Here is a 23,052-nt window from a genome sequence, read left to right on the forward strand (position 1 = left end):
CGAACCACGTGGGACGTCTTGGCCCGACCCTCACGACCGGCGGGCGCTCAGCCATCGGTAGGCCGCGGCCAGTGCGGCGACGATCACCGGAACCATGAGATACGCGGTCGCGAATGGAATGACCACCGCCGTCAGCGCCAGTCCGATCGCCGAGTACACGCGGGATCGGCCCTCAAGGAGCCGGCAGCCAGTGGCGGCGCCCACTAGGTAGGTGACCAGCACCAACGACGAGGAAATGCCGACAATGTCCTCTGACCCCCGGTTACCCAGCCAGCACACCAGAAGGCCTGCCGCCGCCACGCCGCCGACGGTCCATACGCCGCGGTCCGGGACACCGTACCGATTGAGCTGTCCTACCGGCGCGGGCGGCCACCGATGTCCGAGAAGCTCTGGTCCTCGATATTGAGAGGGCCGTTAAGGAGCATCTAGCCGGGGCGTTCACCCTGTCCTGGCGCACCTACCTGTTCACTGCGCGGCGGCTCTGACCGGCGTTCCCAGGTCGCTGTCCGCGCGGTCGCGGCGCCCGGCGGCAGCGCCCGGTTCCGGCGCGGCCAGCCCACCGCGGCGCGGAACCGGCCCACCGGCGGTGGTCACTCAGGGAAGCTCGCGGAGCGTCCGGAAGAACGTTCTCACGTCGTCGACCAGCAGCTCCGGTTGTTCCATTGCCGCGAAGTGCCCACCCCGGTCGTATGTCGTCCACTGGACGATGTTGTCGGTCCGGTCCGCGATGTGCCGCAGCGGGATGAAGTTGTCCCGGGGGAAGTCGGCCAGAGCGGTCGGTGCCGTCGACGGCTCGGGCGGGGAGCCCCAGTAGTCGGCGTGGGCCCGCTCGTAGTAGATGCGGGCGGACGAGCCTGCCGTGCCGGTCAGCCAGTACAGCATCACGTTCGTCAGCATGTGGTCGCGGTTTACGGCGTCCTCGGGACGGTCCTCGGAGTCGGTCCACTCCTTGAACTTCTCGGCGATCCAGGCGAGTTGGCCCACCGGGGAGTCGGTGAGGCCGTATGCCAGGGTCTGTGGGCGGGTGGCCTGGATGTCGGCGTAGCCCTGACGGTCGCGGCTCCATGCCTGGGCGCGTTTCCAGGAGGCCAGGGTGCGCTCGCGCTCGTCCGTGCTCAGGGCTCTGAGCTCTTCCGCACCCGGCTCCCGCGTCGGGGCGGAGTTCGGCAGCAGGTTCAGGTGTACGCCGATGACCTTGTCCGGCCGGGTGCGGCCGAGTTCGCGGGAGACGGCGGCTCCCCAGTCGCCGCCCTGGACTCCGTACCGCTGGTAGCCGAGTCGCTCCATCAGCCGGGCGAAGGCGGCGGCCACGCGGCGGAATTCCCACCCCGTGTCCGTGGTGGGGCCGGAGAGGCCGAATCCGGGGATGGTGGGCAGCACCAGGTGGAACGCGTCGGCCGGGTCGCCGCCGTGCGCTCGCGGGTCGGTGAGCGGGCCGGCGACGTCGGTGAATTCGACGATCGAGCCGGGCCAGCCGTGGGTCATCAGCAGCGGTGTCGCGTCCGGTTCGGGGGAGCGGATATGGGCGAAGTGGATGTTCGCGCCGTCGACGGTGGTGGTGAACTGCGGCCACTCGTTCAGTCCGGCCTCCGCCGCGCGCCAGTCGTATTCGTACCGCCAGTAGTGGACGAGCTCCTTCAGGTAGTCGCGCGGGATGCCGTATGCCCAGCCCACTCCGGGCAGTTCGTCCGGCCAACGGGTACGGTCAAGGCGCTCGTGGAGATCGTCCAGCTCGTCCGGGTGGACGTCGACGCGGAAAGGGCGGACACTCTGGTCGCCTGGCTTCGTCATATCCGTGGATGCTACGTCCACGAACCCGCGGGCGTTTTGGCAGGTCGTGCGTCCTGTGCTGCCACGCTACAACGGCTGGGGCGGGTGCGGGGGTGATGTGGTCACCGCGACCACGATCAACCTGTCAGCCCGAGCGGCGTCCGCCGGGCTCGCGGTCGGGGCACACGGCGCGGCTGCTAGTTTCCCTCCCGTGTTGGAGCACCAGGACGAGACCAGGGCGTCGCCAATCGGCTGGAGGCGCGGCCGTTCGCGCGGAACATGATCGGTACCTTCGCGGAACTCGTGCGCGGCACGGGAAACCCGCGGGCAGCCGATGTCGGATGCGGGGGTCACGATGGCCCGGCTGCTCCACGACCCGGCCTCCGAACGGGGCTTCCTCGACACCCACTTGCTGGCCCGCCGCCCGTAGCGTCGAGCAAGCGAACGAGGTCGATCACGGCGAAATCGGGGCAATTCTCGGCCTGGTTGACGGTAGGGACGGGATGTCTCCTCTGGTGACCGGAGGCACCGGACGGGGAGGCGCCGGACATCGGGACGCTGGCCGGGAGGTTCACCGAGGGCAGGGCCCGCATCGCCGAAGCGGTCACCGTCGCCACAATGAACCCTCACTCTGCGGTCGATTGCGGGCACTTGCCGTACTCGATGCTCATAAGGAAGAGCTTGTATCCCGAAGCCCGACCGCGTCCTCGCTTTGCCCGAAGCGCTCCGCTGGATACAACGTTCTTCAACTGACCTACACAAAGGGAGTTGGCCTCCACAGGTCAACCGGCCGTCACCCCTTGACTCATGGCGCATCGATGTATGTAGGGTTTTCGCGATCGCTCCGGCGGTCGCAAACGGGAGGATGAAGATGAAGACCAAGCAATTCCTGAAGGCGGCGGTTATCGCTGCCGCCGCGGCAACATGTGCGGCGGTCACCGCCAGTCCCTCCTCCGCCGCAGAGGGTTCCGATGTCTCCACGAAGGCATGGCGAGGTTACGTCGTCGCATGCGAGACCCAGGGGGACACGGCGAATTTCAAATACGACCCCGACGACAATGCCTCGACCACGGTGTACTACAACAACCACTGTGGACACGATGTGAACGTCGCCATCAACATCAGCGACGGCACCAAGAAGTGCATCGCGGCGAACGCCAACACGAAGAGCAAGAAGTACCTGTACGTCGGTGGTGAACACATCGACAAGCTGACCAGGGGCTGCTGACCACAGCACACCGTCAGATAGCGGATGACCGGCACCTATTCGGGACATCCGCACCGAAAGCAAAAACACGGGGAGGCAACACCATGAGGCTGAGCAAGGCGTCAGCAATTTCCGGAATCGCCGCCGCGGCGATGGCGAGCTCCGCTCTTCTGTTCGCAGGACCGGCGAACGCCGCGGAGCACTCCACTGCCGGTGACGTATCGGCTAAGCGCGGCTATGTCGTCGCATGCCAGACGCCCGGTGACACCGCCAACTTCTCCTGGAAGTCCGGCACCATCAACACGACCATCTACTTCAACAACCACTGCAGCCATTCGGTGAATGTCAGCGTTGAGATCACCGACCTCGAGGGCCCGGTCAAGCACTGTCTTACGACAGACGCCCGCGAGAAGGGCAAGAAGAAGTACCAGACCGGTGCCTCCGGGAAGGTCACCCATATCTCCCGGGGCTGCTGACGGGCAATTCCCATGAGGGCTCCCCGGCCACGCCGGGGAGCCCTCCGCCCTCTGCCTTGGTCCGGCGCTTCAGCCGTTGTGGGTGGAGTTCGGGACCTGAGGTGTCCTGCCTGTCACAAGTGGGTGTTTGACTTCCCGGATGGACCTTGAGGCGATGGGCCCCAAGACGACGTTTTCCGCCCTGCACGACTTCTGTGCCGAACGGCTCGGAGCCCCCTCGGCCGCGCGCCTCGTACGTCTCGCCCGGCCCGGTTTCGAACTCACCCAAGCCGGGCCCGGTGAGGCGGCCGGGCACAGTCGATTCGGCGGCCGGGCGATGCTCGAGCCGGGCACGCCGTGGCCCGACTGTGAGGGCACACCGCTGAGCCTGCTCGCTGTCCTCGACACCGACGCCCTGGCTCCCTGGCTCGATGACCTACTTCCCGCCGGAACGGGCCTGCTGAACTTCTTCGCCCTCGACTCCGCATCGGAGCGGGCCGATCCCGCCGCCTTCGAGCCGGTCCCGTGGTCGGCGGCACCGGGGTTCGCCTTCCCCGATGCGTGGGATCCGGCCTGGGGCACGGTCGACTTGGGCTCCGTGGTCGACGACATGCCCCTTTACGACATCACCGCCCTGCTCCCCGGCTGGCCGGAGCAGCCGTACGCGCTCCACGCCGACGACCTGGCCTTCGGCTGGCCGCTGTTCCCCACGGGGTCCTCGCCGATGCTGCCGGACGGCGAAGAGTCCAGCCATTACCAGCACTTGCTCCAGTTGTCCGGACAGGACGAGTGGTGGATCGGCGGCGACAGCGGCTGGATGCACTGGTCGATCCCCACCGGCGCACTGCGCGGTGGCGACTTCAGCCGGACGGTCCCCACACCGGACATCTGGTGACCTCCGGTGATCGTGGCGATGGCCTCGGTCACACGCCCTAGGTGGGCGGCCAGTTGCGGAGTGCCATGTCGGCCACCTGCTTCAGCTCCTCCTGCGTGGCACCGCTGGCCGCTTGGACGGCGATGCCGTTCGCCACGGTCATGAGGTAGCGGGCGAGTACCGCGGGATCGGTGTCCGGTGGCAGATCGCCTTCGTCGACGGCCCGCCGGAAGCGGGCGCCGAGGCGGGCCGTGCCCTCGTTGCGCCAGGCGATGAGGGCGTCGCGGGCGTTGCGTCCGGGCTCTCCCGCGGCGAGTGAGCCCTGGACGCCGAGACAGCCGGCGGGACAGCCGGGGCGGGTGTTGGCCCGGACGGCGCCGTGCAGGAACGCGGTGGCCACCTGCCGGGCGGTCGGTTCCCGCATGGCCCGGTCCGCGTACCCCGCGGGGCCCTCCGTGTAGCGCTCCAGGGCCTTGCGGAACAGCTCCTCCTTGTTGCCGAAGGCCGCGTACATGCTGGTGCGGGTGATGCCCATGGCGCTGGTGAGATCGGTGAGGCTGGCGCCTTCGTAGCCCTGCTCCCAGAAGACCCGCATGGCCCGCTCAAGGGCCTCGTCGGCGTCGAAACCCCTCGGTCGGCCGATCGGTGCCTGCTGCCGCGTCTTCATGCTGTCGAGCATACCTCTTCAGTACCGATCGGTTCAGAAGTGCGCTAGGCTCGTCTTCAGTACTGAACGGTACGAAAATGTGTGGAGGTCATTGGCATGGGACAGCTTGAGGGCAAGACCGCCGTCATCACCGGCGGCGGCACCGGGATCGGCCTGGCCAGCGCCGTACGGCTGGCGGCCGAGGGCGCGCACGTGTTCATCACCGGCCGGCGGAAGGCCGAGCTGGACGCGGCCGTCGAGGCCATCGGCCCGGACCGGGCCACCGCGGTCCCGGGTGACGTCACGGACCTGGCCGACCTGGACCGGCTCTATGACGCGGTCCGCGCCCGGGGCCGGGGCCTGGACGTGGTCTTCGCGAACGCGGCGGCCGCCTCGTTCGCGACGCTGGAGGAGGTCACCGAGGAGCACCTTGACCAGACCCTGGCCGTGAATGTGCGGGGCACGCTCTTCACCGTGCAGAAGGCGCTGCCGCTGCTCAACGAGGGCGCATCGGTGATCCTGAACGCCTCCACCGCCGCCGACAACGGCACGGAGGCGTTCGGTGCGTACGCGGCGTCCAAGGCCGCGATCCGGTCCTTCGCGCGGACCTGGGCCAACGAGCTCAGGGGCCGCGGCGTCAGGGTCAACGCGGTCTCGCCGGGCCCGGTCGACACCCCCGGGATCACGGGCCTCTTCGGTGAGAACGCGGCCGATGGCAGGGCGCACCTGGCCGCGGCCACGGCGATCGGCCGGATGGGGCGCCCCGAGGAGGTCGCCGGGCTGGTGGCGTTCCTCGCCTCCGAGCAGAGCAGCTTCGTCCTCGGCGCCAACTTCTATGTCGACGGGGGTGAGAACCAGATCTGACCCGGGTGCACCGGCTCCCCGCGGGCGGGCTCAGGGCGCCAGGATGTCCAGCTCCCGCAGCGCGCCCACGGTGATCTCCTTCGTATAGCGCTCCGCCGCCTCCGCGTCGCCCGCGCGGACCGCCTCGGCCACGCGGACGTGGAGGGTGACGGCCTCCGGGTCGGGGTCGCTGAACATGACGTGGTGCTGGGTGCGGCCGGTGAGGACCTCGGCGACGACATCGCCGAGGCGGGCGAACATCTCGTTGCCGGAGGCGCGCAGGACCACCCGGTGGAAGGCCACGTCGTGGACCAGGTACGCGGGGAGCTGCTGGCCGCGCGAGGTGGCCACCATGTTGAGCGCGTGCTCGGTGAGTTCGGCGCACTGCTCCGGTGTGGCGTGCTCGGCGGCCAGCCCGGCGGCGGCGGGCTCGATGGCCGAGCGCAGGGCGGTGAGGGAGCGGAGCTGGCGGGGGCGGTCGGGACCGGCCAGGCGCCAGCGGATGATCTGGGGGTCGAAGACGTCCCACTCCTCGGTGGGGCGGACCGTCACCCCGACCCGGCGGCGGGACTCCACCAGGTGCATGGACTCCAGGACCCGCACCGCCTCGCGGACGACGGTGCGCGATACGTCGAATCGGTGTTCGAGCTCGTCGGTGCGCAGCACCGTACCCGGCGGGTAGTCCCCCGCCGTGATCGCGGGCCCGAGGGATTGCAGCACCCGGGCGTGCAGCCCCCGCCCCGTGGGCGCCTGGTCGTTCATGGGCTCAGCCTACGTGTCGTCCGCCCAGGCGCCCCAGGACGGCCGCGGGCCGTATGACCGCCGTCGTGCCCACACCGTGTACTTCCCGGGAAGTACGGGGAAGACGGTGCGCCCGTACGACGATCTCGCGGGCGGCCGGCGGGAGTGTGGGGCCACCACCCCGTCCGGGACGGACGAGCCGCACGAGCAGCAGGAGAGACGTCATGCACGCCCGGAAACCCGCGAAGGCCCTCGGTCCGACCCCGACCTCGGCCACCCGCACGTTGCAGGTCGTCACGGCCGTCTGTTCGCTGCTGTTCGCGCTCGGGTCGGCGCTGCACGGCTTCGCGGTGATCGACACCAGCGTGATCGAGGAGATGATGCGGCGTGCGGGCGGCGCGGACCCGGCCGGTGACGCACCCGGCTTCACCACCGGGTTCCGGATCGTCGGCACCGTCTACGTCGTCGGCAACGCACTCGGCGTCCTCGCGCTGTGGAGCCGTTCGCAGGTCCTGTACTGGTGGGTGCTCGCGGTGAACGTCACGCAGGGGCTCGGCTGGGTCATGATCCCCTCCGAGATGTGGACCGTGGTGAGCGACCGGTACGGGGCCTGGGGCGTGCTGCCGAGCGCGGTGACCGACGGCGGTGCGGTGGTGCTGTCCGTGGTGCTGCTCGTGGCGCTGGTGCGGTTCCGCACTCCATGGGCGCAGCGCCGCGCGGTCCGGCCCTGAGGACGCCCGCCGTGGTGGCAGCGGAGGTGTCCGCATATCGTCGGCGCGTGTGGCGGAGGCTGGTGTGGGGTGCGGTGCTCGCGTTCTTCTGCGTGGCCGCGACGCTGAGCGTGCCCGCGGGCCATCCGGTGCGGCCGATGGACGCGGGCGGCTGGCTGCTGCTGGTCGTCTCCGCGTTCGCGGCGGTGTGGGCCCCGGTGGCGCTGGTGCCGGTCCTCGTCGTCACGGCCCTCGCACCGGTGGGCTATTACGCCCTCGGCTACCAGGGCATCTTCGCGCCCGCCCCGGCCACGGTGGCGGTGCTCTTCGCCGTGCTGCTGGGCCGGGGGGCGTATGCCGTGGCGGCGGCGAGCGTGGTGTGCCTGGGGTCGTACGCGGCCGGGCTCGGCCACGGCCTCACGCCCGGGGCCGCGGCGGTCGGACCGCTGTGGGTGCTCGGCTGGATGGCCGCCGCGGCCGGGGCGGGCGAAGCCCTCCGCAAGCGCCGCCAGCTGCTGGAGCAGGAGCGGCTGCGCGCCGAGACCGCCGCCGCGCGGGGCGCCGAGCAGGAGCGGCTGCGGATCGCCCGCGAACTGCACGACTCGCTCACCCACAGCATTTCCGTGATCAACGTGCAGGCCGCCGTGGCCGGTCATCTGCTGGAGCGCGAGCCCGAGCGGATCCCCGGCGCCCTGGAGACCATCCGGCAGGCCAGCTCCGACGCCCTGCACGAGCTGCGCTCGACCGTCGAGGTGCTGCGCAGGATCGACCCCGGCGCCGATCCGGCGGACGAGCCGGGGCCGAGCCTGGCGCGGCTCGAACCGCTGGTGGCCGGGTCGCGGGCGGCTGGGCTGTCCGTGGCGGTCACCGTCCGCGCCGCGGACGCGCTGCCGCCCGAGGTGGACCGGGCCGCGTACCGCATCGTCCAGGAGGCCCTGTCCAACGCGGCCAGGCACGCGCCCGGTGCCCACGTCGTGGTGGAGATCGGCCGCCGGGGCCAGGATTTCGAGGTGACGGTCCGCAACGGTCCCGCCCGGGGCGCACCCGACCCGCGCGTCCCGCCCGGCAGCGGTCAGGGACTGGTGGGCATGCGCGAACGCGTCGACACGATCGGCGGCGCGCTGCACACCGGAGCGTACGAGGGCGGCTTCCGCGTGCGTGCCGTCCTGCCCCTTCCCGGCGCCGATCCCGGAACCACCCCGAAGGAGCCCCCGGCATGACGATCTCGGTCCTGCTCGCCGACGACCAGCCGCTGATCCGCGCCGGGTTCTCGGCCCTGCTGAACTCCGACCCGGGCATCGACGTCGTCGGGGAGGCGGGCGACGGTGACGAGGCCGTGTCACTGGCCTCTCGGCTGTGTCCCGACGTCGTCCTGATGGATGTCCAGATGCCCGGCACCAACGGCATCGAGGCCACCCGCCGTATCGCCGCCGACCCCGAGCTCGCCGGCGTACGCGTCGTGATCCTCACCAACTACGCCCTGGACGTGTACGTCTTCGAGGCCCTGCGCGCCGGGGCCTGCGGCTTCCTGGTCAAGGACACCGAACCCGCCGAACTGCTCCGCTCGGTGCGGGTCGCGGTCGACGGGCAGGCGCTGCTGTCGCCGCTGATCACCCAGAAACTGATCGCCGAGTATGTCGCCCGGCCGCCCACCCCCGTGACGGCCCCGGCCCTCGACGTCCTCACCCCGCGCGAGCGCGAAGTGCTCACCCTGGTCGGCTCCGGCCGGTCCAACGAGGAGATCGCCGCGCAGCTCGTCGTCTCGCACACCACCGCCAAGACCCATGTCAGCCGCACCATGATCAAGCTCGGCGCCCGGGACCGCGCCCAGCTGGTCGTCTTCGCCTACGAGACCGGCCTGGTCACCCCCCGCACCCAGCGCCCCGGCTGAGGTCACGGGGCGACGGCGGCGCGACGGCGGCCGGCACCTCGGCAATTAAGTATGACTTTTAAGTCACGAACTCTTGAATACGTCGTATCTGTGGGGTTGAGTGTCCGGCGGCGCCGAGGTCGAAGAAGACAGCGAGGTTTCACACGATGCACGCCCCCCAGGTTGTCGTCGTCATGGGAGTGTCCGGTACGGGCAAGACCACGATCGGCCCGCTGCTGGCGGAGGAGCTCGGCGTCCCGTACGCCGAGGCCGACGACTTCCACCCGCCGGCCAACATCGCCAAGATGTCGGCCGGGACCCCGCTGGACGACGACGACCGACGCCCCTGGCTGGACGCCATCGGTGCCTGGGCCCACTCCCACGCCGCGGGTGGGGGAGTGGTGAGCTGCTCCGCGCTCAAGCGGATGTACCGCGACCGGCTGCGGTCCGCCGCTCCTGGCGTCGTCTTCCTCCATCTGACCGGCGACCGCGAGCTGATCGCCGAGCGGATGAAGGAGCGCAAGGGCCACTTCTTCTCCGGGGAACTGCTCGACTCACAGCTCGCCACGCTCGAACCGCTCCAGCCGGACGAGTACGGCGTCGCCGTGGACGTCTCCCCGGAACCCGGCGTCATCACCGAGCGGGCCGCCGCCGAACTGCGGCGGCTCGACCACCAGTAGCGCACGTTAGGAACCCGCCGTGACCAGACTCAGCGCCGAGGTGCTGGCAGCGGACACCGTCGACCCGATCACGTCGGCAGGTCACGCACAGCTCGGCATAGCCGTCCTCGTCGGCATAGCCGTCCTCGTCCTGCTCATCACCCAGACCAAGCTGCACGCGTTTCTGTCGCTGACGATCGGCTCACTGGCGCTCGGCGCCGTCGCGGGAGCCCCGCTCGACAAGGTCATCACCAGCTTCTCGGCCGGTCTCGGCTCGACCGTCGCGGGCGTCGGCGTGCTGATCGCCCTCGGCGCGATCCTCGGCAAGCTGCTCGCCGACTCCGGCGGCGCCGACCAGATCGTCGACACGATCCTCGCCAGGGCCAACAACCGGACCATGCCCTGGGCGATGGTGCTGATCGCGGGGATCATCGGGCTGCCGCTCTTCTTCGAGGTCGGCATGGTGCTGATGATCCCGGTGGTGCTGCTGGTCGCCAAGCGCGGCAACTTCTCGCTGATGCGGATCGGCATCCCGGCGCTCGCGGGTCTGTCCGTGATGCACGGCCTGGTGCCGCCGCACCCCGGCCCGCTCGCCGCGATCGACGCGGTCCACGCCGATCTGGGGATCACCCTGGCGCTCGGCGTCCTCATCGCCATTCCCACCGCGATCATCGCGGGCCCGGTCTTCTCGCGCGTCGCCGACCGCTGGGTGGACGTCACCCCGCCGGACCGGCTGATCCCCACGCGCCCGTCGGCGGAGCTGGAGCGGCGCCCCGGGTTCGGCGTCACCGTGTTCACCGTGCTGCTGCCGGTCGTGCTGATGCTGATCAAGGCACTGGTCGACATCGTCGTGGACGATCCGGAGGACGGGATTCAGCGGGTCGCCGACGTCATCGGCAATCCCCTGATCGCCCTGCTCGCGGCGGTGATCGTGGGCATGTTCACGCTGGGCCGCCCGGCGGGCTTCACCCGGGACCGGATCTCCGCCACCGTCGAGCACTCGCTCGCCCCGATCGCGGGCATGCTGCTGATCGTCGCCGCGGGCGGCGGCTTCAAGCAGACGCTGATCGACATCGGCGTCGGCAAGATGATCATGGATATCTCCGAGGACTGGAGCGTTTCCGCGCTGCTCCTCGCCTGGCTGATCGCGGTCGCCATCCGGCTGGCCACGGGCTCGGCGACGGTGGCCACGATCTCGGCCGCCGGGCTGATGACGCCGCTGGCCGCCGATATGTCGAGCACCCATGTGGCGCTGCTTGTGCTGTCCATCGGCGCCGGGTCGCTCTTCTTCAGCCATGTCAACGACGCGGGATTCTGGCTGGTCAAGGAGTACTTCGGGATGAGCGTCGGGCAGACGGTGCGGACCTGGTCGGTGATGGAGACGATCATCTCCGTGGTCGGGCTGGTCTTCGTGCTGCTGCTGTCCCTGGTGATCTAGCGCCGGGCAGCGGCGAACGGAAGCGCTGGGCAGGCGCGAAGGGATACGTACGCCATGACGACACATCCGCTCTTCGACATCGCGGGCCGCACCGCGCTGGTCACCGGCTCCAGCCGGGGCATCGGCCACGCCCTCGCGCGCGGCCTCGTGGAGGCCGGTTGCACGGTGGTGCTCAACGGGCGCGATCCGCGGGCCCTGGAGAAGGCCGCCGCCGACCTGGGCGGCGGCACCGGGGTCGCGGGAGTGCACACCGCCGCGTTCGACGTCACCGACGGCCCGGCCGTCGCCGCCGGTATCGCCGAGGCCGAGGAGCGGGTGGGCCCGATCGACATCCTGGTCAACAACGCCGGGACGCAGCACCGGGCGCCCCTGCTGGAGTTCACCGACGACGCCTGGCGGCAGATCCTGGACACCAACCTCACCAGCGCCTTCCTGGTGGGCCGGGAGGCCGCCCGGCGGATGACCACACGCGGCCACGGCAAGATCGTCAACATCTGCTCCCTGCAGAGCGAGGTGGTCCGCCCCGGCATCGCGCCCTACGCGGCGACCAAGGGTGCGCTGAAGATGCTCACCAAGGGCATGTGCGCGGACTGGGGCCGGTACGGAATCCAGGTCAACGGGCTCGGCCCCGGCTACATCGAGACCGAGCTGACCCGGCCGCTGGTCGAGGACGAGGAGTTCAGCGCCTGGGTGCGCGGGCGGACCCCGGCGGGGCGCTGGGGCCGCACCGAGGACCTGATCGGGGCGCTGCTGTATCTCGCGTCCCCGGCGGCGGACTTCGTGAGCGGACAGGTGCTGTACGTAGACGGCGGCATGACGAGCGTGCTGTGAACGCCGGGACACCGGGTGAGCGTGAGGAGGCTGGGCGGATGGTGCTGGGCTGTGTGATCCACGGGCGGGGCGATCTGCGGGTCGAGGAGCTTCCGGAGCCGGAACCGGCGCCCGGGCAGGCGCTCCTGGCGATCCGCTACGGCGGGATCTGCGGATCGGATCTCCACTACCACCGGCACGGTGGGGTAGGCGACTTCCTGCTCCAGGAGCCGATGGTGCTGGGGCACGAGGTCGTGGGCACGGTCGTGGCGTACGGCGAGGGCGCGACCGCGACCGCGACCGCGACCGGGCCCGAGGTCGGCACGCCGGTCGCCGTACACCCGGCGACGCCGTGCGAGGTGTGCCCGGAGTGCGCCGACGGCCGCGCCAATGTCTGCCGCGACACCCGCTACCTGGGCAGCGCCGCGCGCTTCCCCCACGTCCAGGGCGGCTTCGCCTCCCGCATCGCCGTCCCGGCGGCGCAACTGCGCGCCCTGCCGGACGGGCTGGACCCGCGCCGGGCGGCGCTCGCCGAACCGCTGTCCGTCGCGCTGCACGCGGTGCGGCGGGCGGGCCCGGTGCAGGGCCGCCATGTGCTGGTCACGGGGGCCGGTCCGATCGGCTGCCTGACCATCGCGGCGGCCCGCGCGGCGGGCGCGGCGACCATCACGGCGACCGATCTGCTGCCCCGCGCCCTGGAGTTCGCGGCGGCGGCCGGGGCGAGCGCGTGCGTACGGGCCGACGACCCGGACGACCCCAACTGGCCCTCGGACGAGGTGGACGTCGCCATCGAGGCATCCGGCGTGGCCGCCGGGCTCGATACCTGCCTGCGGAGGGTGCGGCGCGGCGGGGTCGTCGTCCAACTCGGCATGCTGCCGCCCGGACAGAGCCCGTTCGCCGGGAACGTACTGGTCAGCCGGGAGATCGAACTGCGGGGCGCGCTGCGCTTCCACGCCGAGTTCGACGACGCGTTGCGGCTGCTGGCCGCGGAGCCGTCGTTCGACGCGCTGATCAGCGGGGTACGGCCGATGGGGGAGGCGGCGGAGGCGTTCGCCCTGGCCGCTGACCGCAGCCGGTCCTGCAAGGTCCTGCTGGACTTCGCGTAGCCCGAGCCCGATGGCGGTCGCCACCTGCGGCGGCCCATTCCCCACCCCGCCCCTCCCCACAACCGGGGCTCCCGCCCCGGCCTCCGGGTTGGGGTGCGCTAGGTGTGTGCGGCGCGGTGGGTCTTGGTGCTTGCGGCGGGTTGTTCCCCTCCCCGCCCCTTCCCACAACTGAGGTTCTCGCCCCAGCCCCGCCGGGTGGCAGGTGGCGCGGTCGGCGCCCCGGCCAGTGAGCTGGCCGCGGGGGCGACGGTCCAGGGGAAAGCGACCCCGGGGCTACGCCACGTCCCCCGGCCGGGTGGCCCGGATGTGCGCGGGGCCCGCTCGGCCTTCCCCCGCGTCGGCGTGCCGACTGCGATCAGCCCGCCGGTACAGGTCTTCGCGGCGGTGACGGTCGGCTGGTCGGCCTCGGGAGCAAGGGGCGAAGCGGACCTGGGGCACCGCCTCGCCCGGGTGGCCCGGATCTGCGCGGGGGTCCGCCTCGTCATCCGCCGCGTCGGCGTGCCGGCTGCGGAGCGCGAGGAGCGCATGGCGGCCGAGGGGTATCCGCTGGCGGCGGCGGTGAGTTCGGACCTGTTCCAGGACTACGGGGTGCGCTTCGAGGAGGGCTTGCGCGCCCTCGTGGCGGGCATCGAGGCGACGCTGGCTCCGTCGGCTCCGTCGGCCCGGGGAGCCTCAGGCGCCTCGCGTTAGGGAGGGCGCGCCCCAAGCGCGCTAGGGGGATCCCTAATTGTGACGTCCGCCCTTATGGCAGGTCTGGACCAGTCGTGGCACCCTACCGGCGACAAAGCGTTAGACAACGTTGTCTGACGCTCTCGGGCACCTCCAACAAACGTGGAGCAGACCGCATGAGACGTGTCGCCACCTTATTCAGCGCCCTCGCCCTTGGCCTCGCCACCCTCAGCTGGGCCGCGGGAACCACGGCCCACGCCGCCGCCCCGTCCCCTTCCGCGCCCTCCGCCGAGGGAAGGGCCGTCTCCACCCAGGAGCAGCGCGCCGCCGTCCACTTCTGGACGGCGGAACGGCTGCGCACCGCCCAGGACGTCACCACCCTGTCCGCCGCCCGCACCGCGAAGCTCGCGGCCCCCGCGCCCACGACGGGTGAGCGGGTGACCGTGCCCCCGCTCCCGGGCCCCACCGCCCCCGTCCCCGTCTCCGTCTCCGCGCCCTCGCCCCGGGCCACGTCCCCCGCCCCCTGGACCGGCGGCGGCCTGATCAGCACCACGGCGGGCAAGGTCTTCTTCCAGAACGCCTCCGGCGGCACCTTCGCCTGCTCCGCCACCGTCGCCAACAGCGACAACAAGTCCGTCGTGCTCACCGCCGGTCACTGCACCGTGGACGCGGCCACCGGCACCGGCTACCGCAACTGGGTCTTCATCCCCGGCTACAACAACGGCAACCGCCCCTACGGCACCTTCACCGCCCGCCGCCTCTTCTGGGACGGCCAGTACGTCTCCACCCAGGGCAACGCCAACTGGGACTACGCCTTCGCCGTGATGGACACGCTGAACGGCCGCACCCTGGCCGACACCGTGGGCGCCCAGGGCATCGCCTTCAACTCGCAGACCGGCCGCCATGTCCACTCCTTCGGCTACGGAGGCTCCGCCGCCGAGGGCAACGGTGAGCGGCTGAACCACTGCGAGGGCGATGAGTTCGCCGACGCGGGCCGCCCGGGCTCCACGATGTGGGGCATCGACTGCGTCCAGACCGGAGGGTCGAGCGGGGGCAGCTTCCTCGCCGACTTCTCGGGCGGCGGGGGCTATCTGATCGGGAACATCAGCGTCAGCGCGGGCACGAACGAGTACCACCCGACGCTGGGCAACGAGGCCCTGGGCCTCTACCAGCAGGCAGGCGCCGCCTAACCCCACCACCCACCTCGGCACGTCCCGCCCTCTCCGCCCCCGACCGGGCGGAGGGGCCGGGACCCCCGCCAGGCACTAGCCCGGCCTTCGCCGGGCTAGTGCCTTGCCCCCGGCGGGCGTTTGCCAAGCGCTCGGTGGGCCTCGCCGCTGGGCGATTCGGTGGCCCGGCGCACAATGAGCGCATGACGAGGAGCGATGTATCACCGGACGCGGCCACGGCCCATGCCTGGGCCGCCCTCGGCGGCGACCCGGCGCTGCTGGAGCGGGTGACGTACCGCGCGGTGAGTGGCGGACTGCCCGCCCGGCTGCCCGTGGCGGAACTGGCCCGCGCCACCGTGGGCGTGTGCTCGCTGGCCGCCGCCGAGCTGGGCGCGCGGCGCTCCGGCGGGGCCGTTCCTGCGGTACGGGTCGACGAGGACGCCGTCGCCACCGCGTTCGTCAGCGAACGGCACCTCCGGATCGACGGCCGGAAGCCCACCAACTTCGCCCCGCTGTCCGGCTTCTGGCGCGCGGCCGACGGGTGGGTCCGCACGCACGCCAACTACCCCCACCACCGGGCCCGGCTGCTCGCCGCCCTCGACCTGCCCGGCGACACCGGGCCGGACGGACTCGCGGGGACGCTCGCGGCCCGCCCCGCCCGCGCGATCCAGGAGGCCGTCTACGCGGCGGGCGGTTTGGCGGTGGCGGTGGCGGAGCCCGGAGAGAGCGAGATCCCGCTGGGCGCACTGCCGTTGATCGAGTCCCGGCGGGCCGGGGAAGGCGCCCCGCGCCGCCTCGGCGATGCGCCCTCGCGTGCGGGTGGCGGGCTGCCTGTGGGTGGAGGACCGCCCGGGAGCGGGGCGCTGTCCGCGGACGGCGGGCCGTCCGCGAGCGCTGGGCCCACGAGTGATAGGCCGCCCGCCAGCGGAGGGCCATCCGTGAGCGGAGGGTTGCCGACGAGCGGCGCATTGCCCGCAAGCGGCGTGCGCGTGCTTGATCTGACCCGGGTCATCGCCGGGCCGGTGGCCACCCGCACGCTGGCCCTGCTCGGCGCCGATGTGCTGCGTATCGACTCGCCCCGGCTGCCCGAGGACCCGGATGCCCACGCCGACACCGGCTTCGGCAAGCGCTCGGCCGCGCTGGACCTCTCGGTGTCCGAGGACCGCCGGACCGTCGAGGCGCTGCTCGCGGACGCTGATGTGGTGGTCACCGGTTACCGACCCGGTGCGCTCGACCGCTTCGGGCTCGCCCCGGACGTCCTGGGGCGTCACCCCGGGCTGGTCGTGGCCCAGTTGTGCGCATGGGGCTGGTCCGGGCCCTGGGCCGGGCGGCGCGGCTTCGACAGCCTGGTCCAGGCGGCCACCGGCATCGCCGCGATCGAGGCGAACGCCGACGTAGACTCCGACGGCCACCCCGGGGTGCTGCCCGCCCAGGCGCTTGACCACGGCACCGGCTATCTGCTGGCGGCGACGGTGCTGCGGGCGCTGACCGAGCGCCAGGAGGACGGTGCCGGGCGCCATCTGCGGCTGTCCCTCGCGGGAACCGCGTCGTGGCTGACGCACGGCATCGCCCCCGCTGCCCGGGGGGACGGCCCCGCGCACGACCCGGAGCCCTGGCTGGCCGAGACCGACTCGGACCTGGGCACGCTGCGGTACGCCCGCTCACCGATCGCCACCCCGGACGGCCCGCTGGACTGGGTCCGTCCCCCGGGCCACCTGGGCGCCGACACCCCGCGCTGGCTCTGACCCCGGGCGGAGCCGCTTTTCGGGGCTGTGGGAAGGGGCGGGAAGGGGAACAGGCCGCCGCGGGCGCCCACGGGCGGAACGGTCCGGGCGCCCCCAACGCCCGCCGGGGCAAATTCGGTTGCGGCCGAACCCTCCCCTGGGGCCTAGTGGTGTGCCACACGACTCAGGAGGGTGCCGATGAGCGCGAGCACGATGCACGCCGACGAACGGCCCATCGACGCGGCTCTCGTACGGCGGCTGCTCGCCGCGCAGTTCCCCCGGTGGGCCGGGTTGCCCATCGAGCGGTTCGCCTCGTCCGGCACCGTCAACGCCCTGTTCCGGCTCGGCGACGGGCTCGCCGTACGGCTGCCGAGGGTCGCGGGCGGCGCCGAGGGCGTGGAGCTGGAGCACCACTGGCTGCCCCGGCTCGCGCCCGCGCTGCCGGTCCCCATCCCCGCGGTGCTCGGCAAGGGCGCGCCGGGCGACGGCTTCCCCTGGCCGTGGACCGTGCACCGCTGGCTCGACGGGGAGAACCCGACGGAGGGGCGGGTCGCCCGGCCCGGAGCACTCGCGGCCGACCTCGCGGAGTTCATCGTCGCGCTGCGCGCGATCGAGCCCGCGGACGGCCCGCCCGCCTACCGGGGCGGACCGCTGCGGGAAGTGGACGAGGAGACCCGTACCGCGATCGGCCTGTTGCGCGGCACACCGGACACGGTCGACACCGACGCGGCCACCGCGGCGTGGGAGGAGGCGCTGGCGGCGCCCGGCTGGGACGGGCCGCCGGTGTGGGTGCACTCGGATCTGATGCCGGGCAATCTGCTGGTCGCGGACGGGCGGCTGAGCGCGGTGATCGACTTCGGGACCGCAGGGGTGGGCGACCCGTCGTGCGATCTGATCCCGGCCTGGAATCTGCTCCCGGCGTCGGTGCGGGGCGACTTCCGCGCCGCGCTCGGCGTGGACGACGCCACCTGGGCGCGGGGCCGGGGCTGGGCCCTGAGCATGGCGCTCATCCAGCTCCCGTACTACCGCGAGACCAATCCGGCGATGGCGGCCAACGCCCGCCATGTGATCCACGAGGTGCTGTCGTAAATGATCAGGGCTCCCCTCGCCGCGAGCCGCCGCGACCTGCCGCGAGCCGCGGAACAGCGAGGGGAGCCCCGGGTGCGCGCGAAGCCCTACAGCCGGACCGTCGACAGCGAGCGCTTGATCACCGGGGTGAACCGCTGCTCGACACACCGGTACAGCACCCACGCGAGGCCCAGCATCACCAGCACGGTCAGGGCGAACGTCCCGTGGGAGGGGATGCCCAGCTCCTGGTGGAGCGCCCAGACGGCCACCCAGCCCAGATGCTCATGGACCAGGTAGAACGGGTAGGTCAGGGCGCCCGCCACCGTCAGCCAGCGCCAGTTCGCCCAGTTCAGCTTGCCCATCGCGATCAGCGTGACCGCCGCGTAGCCGAAGGCGACCACGGCGATGACGCCGGTGGCCGACCGGTAGGAGAAGGCGTCGACGCCAGCCGGGTGCCACAGCTCGCGGACCGCGTAGTGCTGGCCGATCAGGAAGCTGATCCCGATGATGCCCCAGGCCAGGGCGTCATGGCCGAAGCGGTGGAGCAGATAGATGCCCATGCCGCCGATGAAGTACGAGGAGTACTCCGGCATCAGGACCACGTCCAGCAGCGGCAGGTCCGACGCCTCGGCCAACGCCGAGCCCAGCGTCCAGACGGCGCAGAAGAGCACCACGCGGTGCCGGGTCGCGCCCGGGAGCACCACGAACAGCGCGAAGAGGGCGTAGAAGCGCAATTCCGCCCAGAGCGTCCAGCACACGCCCAGCACCCGGTCGACGCCGAGCGGCTGCTGGAGCATGGTGAGGTTGACCAGCGCGTCGCTGGGCGACACCGCCTCGTAGGCGACCCAGGGCAGTGCGAAGACGCCGGTCACCAGGATGATCGCGACCCAGTAGGCGGGGTAGAGGCGGGAGACGCGCGAGGCGAAGAACGAGCGCAGCGGCCGTCCCCATCCGCTCATGCAGATGACGAAGCCGCTGATGACGAAGAAGATCTGGACGCCGAGGCAGCCATAGGCGAAGTAGCTGGAGAGGGTGGGGAATTGGGCGCGGGGCGAGGAGCCCCACGCCTCGGTTATCTCACCGCCGCGGCCACCGTAGTGGTACCCGGCCACCATCAGCGCGGCGAGCAGGCGCAGCCCGTCCAGCGCCCGCAGCCGCACCGGATGGCCACCGCCGCGCACCGCCGCCTTGGCGGTGCGCTCGGCGGATGGCTCCTGGCCCGTGCCGGGTGCGGGCGGTGGCGTCGGCGTGGGAGCCGTCGCCGCCGCGGGGGGTATCGGCCCGGTGCCGGCGGGGGACATCGGCCCGGTGTCGGGCGCGGGCGGCGCACTCATCCGGTGACCGTCCGCTTGAGGGCGGCCCGCTTCAGGGCCCGGGCCCGGCGCGCCACCTTGCGCACCGTCTCATTGCGCGGGATGAACGCCAGCTGCGAGGGCACCGCCCCGGGCAGGGCCAGCGCGGTCAGCCGCCGCTTCTTGAAGTAGCGCCACGTGGTGGCGTCCAGATGGGTGGCCAGATAGCGGTCGGTGGCGGGCCGCAGCTCCGGGTAGATCTTGGCCTGCATGCAGAAGCCGACCGCGGAGACCAGTCCGGTCAGCTTCCTCCCCGCCCGCTCGTCCACCGGCTGCGCGGCGGCCACCGCCTTGTGGTCCTCGAGGTCGGGCAGCAGCGCGTCCACGATCGTCACCGGCACGCGGTTGCTGTTCTGGTACGGGGAGAGCCGTTCCAGCAGCGTATCGGTGCCGATCCGGGCCACCGGGAGTCCGTAGAAGACGTCGGCGGTGAGCAGCGCGGTGGAGAAGCAGCCGATGACCAGGGCCGGGCTCATCCGCTGGTACAGCACCTCGGCGAGCACCGGGGTGTCCATGACGGTCAGCTCCGCGCCCAGCTCCGCGGCCTTCTTCTCCAGCATCCGCGACCAGCGGGCCGGGGCGGTGGGGTGCGGTTTGAAGACGACGGTGCGGTGGCCCAGCGCCACGGCGCCGCGCAGCATCCGCAGATGGAGCTCTTCCTCCTCCTGCGGGGAGAGGATGTCCAGCGCGGACAGGTACTGGCCGAGCATCAGCGCCGGGCCACCCCCGACCGCGATCCGCTCGCTGGCGGAGGCGATGGAGCGCGGGGCGGACTCGGCCACCTCGGCGAGCACCTTGGTGAACACCTCGGTCGGCAGGATCTCCGGCTCGACGCCGAACTCGGTCAGCAGCAGCGGCCGCAGCCCGGGCACCAGGTCGAGGTGGAGCAGCTTGCGGATCCGGGTGCCGGTCAGCGGGTCCAGCTTGTTGCGGGTCGGGCCGTAGCTCATCAGCCCGTCCGCGTAGACGTCGATGGGCGCGCCCTGGAAGACATTGGCGACCGCCATCGCCGGGTTGACCTGGATGGACTCCAGGATCAGCTCGACCCTGTCGTCGCCGAGGTTCCACAGCAGCCGCAGATGGCGCTCCCACAGCGGGGCGTCGTCGACGCGCGGGCCCCAGCCGCCGGGGTGGAACGGCGCGATCGTCTCGTTCCAGGACAGCACCCGGTCGAAGCGGCCGCGCAGCCGCTCGAAGCCGGGCATCTCGTCCACCGGCGGGATGGTCTCGGGCGTCGCCGCGTTATTGCTGATCAGCAGCAGCCTGCGGTCGGCCGGGCCGACGCTGCCCGCATCGATCGCGGCCGCGAGGGTCGCCGCCCCGTAGAGCGTCGAGGCGAGGAAGAGCTGGGTGCGCTTGCGCTCCGCCAGGGGCTTGTAGGCGGACATCAGGCCGCCACCTCCGCACCCGCGGACCGGCGCTTGACTCGCCGCAGCCGTGCGGCGCGCTCGTAGTCCATGGAATCCAGCGCGTCCTTCAATACGTCCTGGGGCATGCGTTTCATCGCCGCCGCCGACAGGGAACGGAGTTTGCGGGCCACTTGTGGTTCGAATCTCTCGATGTTGCCGAGGTGGTGGGAAATGATCGCGCAATAGGTGCGAACGGCCTTCGGCAGCAGGGCGTCGGCGTCGCGGTCCCGCGCGGTGTCCTCGATCACCTGGTCGAATGCGCGAATGAAGTCCAGCTGCCGCACATCGCCGATCTGGGTGAGCGAGGAGGAGACCCCGCGCCGGTAGAACACCCCGGCCAGGCCGAGGACGGCGAAGCTGCGGGCCTCGCGGTGCAGCCGCCAGATCCAGGGCCGGTCCTCGGCGGTGCGCAGCCCATGGGTGAAGTGCAGCAGCCCCTCGTCGATCAGGCGGCGGTGGTACATGCCCGCCCAGGCGTAGGGGTAGTCGACGGAGGTGGAGCGGTCGGCCGGGAGGATCACGTCCCGCGGGTTCATCACCTCGTCGCGGCGGCCGTGCGGCACCCGGACGATGGAGCGCGCCCGCGCGGTGCACTGGACATGGTCGGTGCGGACGAAGTCGCACCCCAAGTCCTCGATGGCCGCGAGCAGTTGGGCGTAGTAGCCGGGGGCGAGCCAGTCGTCGCCGTCGAGGAAGGCGAGGTACTCCCCCCTGGCGTTGTCCAGGCCGGTGTTCCGGGCGGTGGCCAGCCCACCGTTCTTCTCATGCCGCACCAGGACGGCCCCCGGGAGGTCGTGTTCTGCCCGCTCCAGGATCTGCGGCGTCCCGTCGGTGCCGCAGTCGTCGACGAGAATGAATTCGAAGTCCTCGCGCGCGTTGGCGCGCAGACTTCTGAGGGTTTCGGGGGCATAGGTCTGCACGTTGTAGAACGGCACGATGACGGAGAGCTTAACCACGCGGGTGACGCTAGGTCTCCGGTCGGCATTCGTCTTGACCTAGGGTGTACGTAAGGGTGAACGAAAAACGTCGGAACGGTTAACCCGCCGCTCCGGCCAGCCGATTCTCCAATCGTCGATGTTCTGTTAACCCTTTGTTGCTCTTGCGTTGGGCCGTGAATCGACAACGCTTCCTAGCGTCTCCGACGTGTCCTCACGTACCAAATCCCCCGTGCGAGTCGCCGTGCTCGCCGACTCCGACACCCGGTGGAAATGGGGCGCGCTCACCGCGCACCGCCTCGTACCGGACGGGTCGGGTTCCACCCCGGAGCGCCGCCTCGACGGCTTCCTGCTGCGCGGCCGTGCCACGCCGACCGCCCGGCAGCTCACCGAGGTCGGGGTGCGCGCCGACGCGATGCGCGAGGTCACGGGCGTGGAGTTCGTACGGGCGATGGACCGTGAGCGCTATGACGTGATCGTCCTCTCGCTGGTCGGCGGCGCCGTCCAGGCCATGCTGCACGGACTGCGCCACGCCTGGGAGGGCGCCGAGCGCCGCCCCGTGGTCGTCACCGGCTATGTCGGCGTCGTCTACGAGAAGCTGGCCGACGGGCTGCTGCTGCGCCACGGCGCCGATGTGGTGCTGGCCAACTCGCGCCATGACGCGGAGCGCTTCCGCGACGTCTACCGGGGCGTCGGCGCCGACGCGGAGAGCGTCGTGGAGTGCGCGCTGCCCTTCCTCGGCGGCGACCGCTACGACGAGAAGGCGCGGCTGGCCCGGAAGTACCCCGGCGGCACGGTCGTCTTCGCCGTCCAGCCGTCCGTCCCGGACAACCGCGCCGACCGCACCTATCTGCTGCGCCGCGCGGTGGAGCACGCGCGCCGCCACCCGGACCGCGAGGTCGTGGTCAAGCTGCGCTCCAAGCCGGGCGAGCACACCACCCACATCGAGGAGCTTCCCTACCAGAAGCTGATCGCGAAGTTCGGCGACACGCTGCCCGCCAACTTCCGGCTCGCCTACGGGAACATGGGCGAGGTCCTGGACACCGCGGACCTGCTGGTCACGGTCAGCTCCACGGCGGCCCTGGAGTCGCTGCACCGCTCCCTGCCGACCGCCGTGCTCACCGACCTCGGGGTGCGGGAGACGCTCGGCAACCACCACTTCCTCGGCTCCGGCTGTCTGGCCTCCTGGGACCAGCTGGACGCCGGGCACCTGCCCGAGCCGGACGCGGAATGGCTCAGCCGCCAGGGCGTGGCCGCCGACGGGCCGTACGAGACCTGGTTCGACGCCGCGCGGGAGCGGGTGGCCGAGCTGACCGCCGCCCCGGCCCTGCCGCCGCTCGCCCCCTTCTACACCCCCGTCACCGCCCCCGGCTATCTGCCCGGACGGCTCGCCCGCCACGGCTTCGAGCCGGACGGTTCGCCCCGCCCCGGGGCCGCTGCCGAGGACGCGGCGCAGGTCTCCGCGCTGCGGCGGGTGGTGCGCAACACGATGCGGGAGGCGGCCCGGGGCGCGTACCGCCATGGCGTCCAGCGCGTGGCTCCGGTCATCCGGCGGATGGGGGAGCTGTGAGCGACGCGCGCGCGGCCGCCGGGTCGC

At 71.7% G+C, this 23,052-nt stretch carries 23 protein-coding genes and 1 pseudogene; 17 read left to right on the plus strand and 7 right to left on the minus strand.

Translation table 11 applies throughout. The annotated features are described in order from the left end of the window. Positions 1 to 30: 30 nt before the first annotated feature. Together VT50_RS38930 and VT50_RS01765 are read right to left on the minus strand one after the other, a co-directional pair. Positions 31 to 300, minus strand: a complete 270-nt coding sequence (locus tag VT50_RS38930; RefSeq protein ID WP_143645164.1) for a hypothetical protein — start codon at positions 298 to 300, stop codon at positions 31 to 33. 294 nt (positions 301 to 594) lie between these two features. Beyond that, entirely contained in the window at positions 595 to 1,791 is a 1,197-nt protein-coding gene (locus tag VT50_RS01765; RefSeq protein ID WP_046090468.1) for an epoxide hydrolase family protein, read from the minus strand. 190 nt (positions 1,792 to 1,981) lie between these two features. Here VT50_RS01765 and VT50_RS40130 point away from each other — a divergent pair. From VT50_RS40130 to VT50_RS01780, 4 genes and pseudogenes are all read left to right on the plus strand, one after another. Beyond that, a pseudogene (locus tag VT50_RS40130) lies at positions 1,982 to 2,124 on the plus strand (SAM-dependent methyltransferase); the annotation flags it as partial. Between the two features lie 517 nt (positions 2,125 to 2,641). Then, complete coding sequence (locus VT50_RS01770; RefSeq protein WP_079343748.1) at positions 2,642 to 2,998, plus strand: hypothetical protein; 357 nt, start codon at positions 2,642 to 2,644, stop codon at positions 2,996 to 2,998. Between the two features lie 83 nt (positions 2,999 to 3,081). After that, positions 3,082 to 3,453, plus strand: coding sequence for a hypothetical protein (locus VT50_RS01775; RefSeq protein ID WP_143645165.1), 372 nt, complete (start codon positions 3,082 to 3,084; stop codon positions 3,451 to 3,453). A gap of 139 nt (positions 3,454 to 3,592) precedes the next feature. Continuing rightward, positions 3,593 to 4,327 carry a DUF1963 domain-containing protein gene (locus VT50_RS01780; RefSeq protein WP_240529002.1) on the plus strand — a complete coding sequence of 245 codons (735 nt, stop codon included), beginning with the start codon at positions 3,593 to 3,595 and terminating at the stop codon, positions 4,325 to 4,327. A 37-nt stretch (positions 4,328 to 4,364) separates the two neighbouring features. Here VT50_RS01780 and VT50_RS01785 read toward each other — a convergent pair whose 3' ends face one another. Further along, positions 4,365 to 4,973 (minus strand): TetR/AcrR family transcriptional regulator, encoded by a 609-nt coding sequence (locus VT50_RS01785; RefSeq protein WP_046090480.1) that lies wholly within the window; start codon positions 4,971 to 4,973, stop codon positions 4,365 to 4,367. A 96-nt stretch (positions 4,974 to 5,069) separates the two neighbouring features. Between VT50_RS01785 and VT50_RS01790 the strand changes: the two genes are divergently transcribed. After that, positions 5,070 to 5,816: an SDR family NAD(P)-dependent oxidoreductase gene (locus tag VT50_RS01790; protein ID WP_046090472.1), complete on the plus strand. Its 747-nt coding sequence runs from the start codon at positions 5,070 to 5,072 to the stop codon at positions 5,814 to 5,816. 30 nt (positions 5,817 to 5,846) lie between these two features. Here VT50_RS01790 and VT50_RS01795 read toward each other — a convergent pair whose 3' ends face one another. Beyond that, positions 5,847 to 6,557: a FadR/GntR family transcriptional regulator gene (locus VT50_RS01795; RefSeq protein ID WP_046090473.1), complete on the minus strand. Its 711-nt coding sequence runs from the start codon at positions 6,555 to 6,557 to the stop codon at positions 5,847 to 5,849. A gap of 203 nt (positions 6,558 to 6,760) precedes the next feature. Between VT50_RS01795 and VT50_RS01800 the strand changes: the two genes are divergently transcribed. The 11 genes from VT50_RS01800 (at position 6,761) to VT50_RS01850 (ending at position 17,780) form a co-directional block, all read left to right on the plus strand. After that, complete coding sequence (locus VT50_RS01800) at positions 6,761 to 7,267, plus strand: hypothetical protein (protein WP_046090474.1); 507 nt, start codon at positions 6,761 to 6,763, stop codon at positions 7,265 to 7,267. Between the two features lie 47 nt (positions 7,268 to 7,314). Beyond that, positions 7,315 to 8,466 (plus strand): sensor histidine kinase, encoded by a 1,152-nt coding sequence (locus tag VT50_RS01805; RefSeq protein ID WP_143645166.1) that lies wholly within the window; start codon positions 7,315 to 7,317, stop codon positions 8,464 to 8,466. After that, the gene (locus VT50_RS01810) at positions 8,463 to 9,137 is read left to right on the plus strand and encodes a response regulator (protein ID WP_046090475.1); all 675 of its coding nucleotides are present in this window, start codon (positions 8,463 to 8,465) and stop codon (positions 9,135 to 9,137) included. Before VT50_RS01805 ends, VT50_RS01810 begins: the two co-directional genes overlap by 4 nt. A 146-nt stretch (positions 9,138 to 9,283) precedes the next feature. Further along, on the plus strand, positions 9,284 to 9,796 hold the full coding sequence (locus VT50_RS01815) for a gluconokinase (protein ID WP_046090476.1): 513 nt from the start codon (positions 9,284 to 9,286) through the stop codon (positions 9,794 to 9,796). A 19-nt stretch (positions 9,797 to 9,815) separates the two neighbouring features. Continuing rightward, entirely contained in the window at positions 9,816 to 11,213 is a 1,398-nt protein-coding gene (locus tag VT50_RS01820; RefSeq protein WP_046090477.1) for a GntT/GntP/DsdX family permease, read from the plus strand. A 54-nt stretch (positions 11,214 to 11,267) separates the two neighbouring features. Next, a complete protein-coding gene (locus VT50_RS01825) occupies positions 11,268 to 12,044 on the plus strand; it encodes a glucose 1-dehydrogenase (protein ID WP_046090478.1) in 777 nt (258 codons plus the stop codon). A 38-nt stretch (positions 12,045 to 12,082) separates the two neighbouring features. Beyond that, the gene (locus VT50_RS01830) at positions 12,083 to 13,129 is read left to right on the plus strand and encodes an L-idonate 5-dehydrogenase (protein WP_107424696.1); all 1,047 of its coding nucleotides are present in this window, start codon (positions 12,083 to 12,085) and stop codon (positions 13,127 to 13,129) included. A gap of 195 nt (positions 13,130 to 13,324) precedes the next feature. Beyond that, positions 13,325 to 13,819 (plus strand): hypothetical protein, encoded by a 495-nt coding sequence (locus tag VT50_RS40900; RefSeq protein WP_079343749.1) that lies wholly within the window; start codon positions 13,325 to 13,327, stop codon positions 13,817 to 13,819. 155 nt (positions 13,820 to 13,974) lie between these two features. Beyond that, positions 13,975 to 14,988: a trypsin-like serine peptidase gene (locus tag VT50_RS01840; RefSeq protein WP_046090934.1), complete on the plus strand. Its 1,014-nt coding sequence runs from the start codon at positions 13,975 to 13,977 to the stop codon at positions 14,986 to 14,988. 182 nt (positions 14,989 to 15,170) lie between these two features. Beyond that, positions 15,171 to 16,712 carry a CoA transferase gene (locus tag VT50_RS01845; protein ID WP_046090935.1) on the plus strand — a complete coding sequence of 514 codons (1,542 nt, stop codon included), beginning with the start codon at positions 15,171 to 15,173 and terminating at the stop codon, positions 16,710 to 16,712. Between the two features lie 177 nt (positions 16,713 to 16,889). After that, positions 16,890 to 17,780 carry an aminoglycoside phosphotransferase family protein gene (locus tag VT50_RS01850; RefSeq protein ID WP_046090936.1) on the plus strand — a complete coding sequence of 297 codons (891 nt, stop codon included), beginning with the start codon at positions 16,890 to 16,892 and terminating at the stop codon, positions 17,778 to 17,780. Positions 17,781 to 17,866: 86 nt separating this feature from the next. Here the strand turns inward: VT50_RS01850 and VT50_RS01855 are convergent, their stop codons facing one another. From VT50_RS01855 to VT50_RS01865, 3 genes are read right to left on the minus strand one after another with little or no spacing between them, the layout of a single operon-like run. Continuing rightward, positions 17,867 to 19,093, minus strand: a complete 1,227-nt coding sequence (locus VT50_RS01855) for an acyltransferase family protein (RefSeq protein WP_046090937.1) — start codon at positions 19,091 to 19,093, stop codon at positions 17,867 to 17,869. Then, the gene (locus VT50_RS01860; protein ID WP_046090938.1) at positions 19,090 to 20,499 is read right to left on the minus strand and encodes a polysialyltransferase family glycosyltransferase; all 1,410 of its coding nucleotides are present in this window, start codon (positions 20,497 to 20,499) and stop codon (positions 19,090 to 19,092) included. The genes VT50_RS01855 and VT50_RS01860 overlap by 4 nt, the downstream gene beginning before the upstream one ends. Further along, complete coding sequence (locus tag VT50_RS01865; protein ID WP_046090939.1) at positions 20,499 to 21,476, minus strand: glycosyltransferase family 2 protein; 978 nt, start codon at positions 21,474 to 21,476, stop codon at positions 20,499 to 20,501. The genes VT50_RS01860 and VT50_RS01865 overlap by 1 nt, the downstream gene beginning before the upstream one ends. 223 nt (positions 21,477 to 21,699) lie before the next feature. Between VT50_RS01865 and VT50_RS01870 the strand changes: the two genes are divergently transcribed. After that, positions 21,700 to 23,025, plus strand: coding sequence for a DUF6716 putative glycosyltransferase (locus VT50_RS01870; protein WP_206269322.1), 1,326 nt, complete (start codon positions 21,700 to 21,702; stop codon positions 23,023 to 23,025). Positions 23,026 to 23,052: the final 27 nt, after the last annotated feature.

Source organism: Streptomyces antioxidans (genome assembly GCF_000968685.2).
GTDB classification, from domain to species: Bacteria; Actinomycetota; Actinomycetes; order Streptomycetales; family Streptomycetaceae; genus Streptomyces; species Streptomyces antioxidans.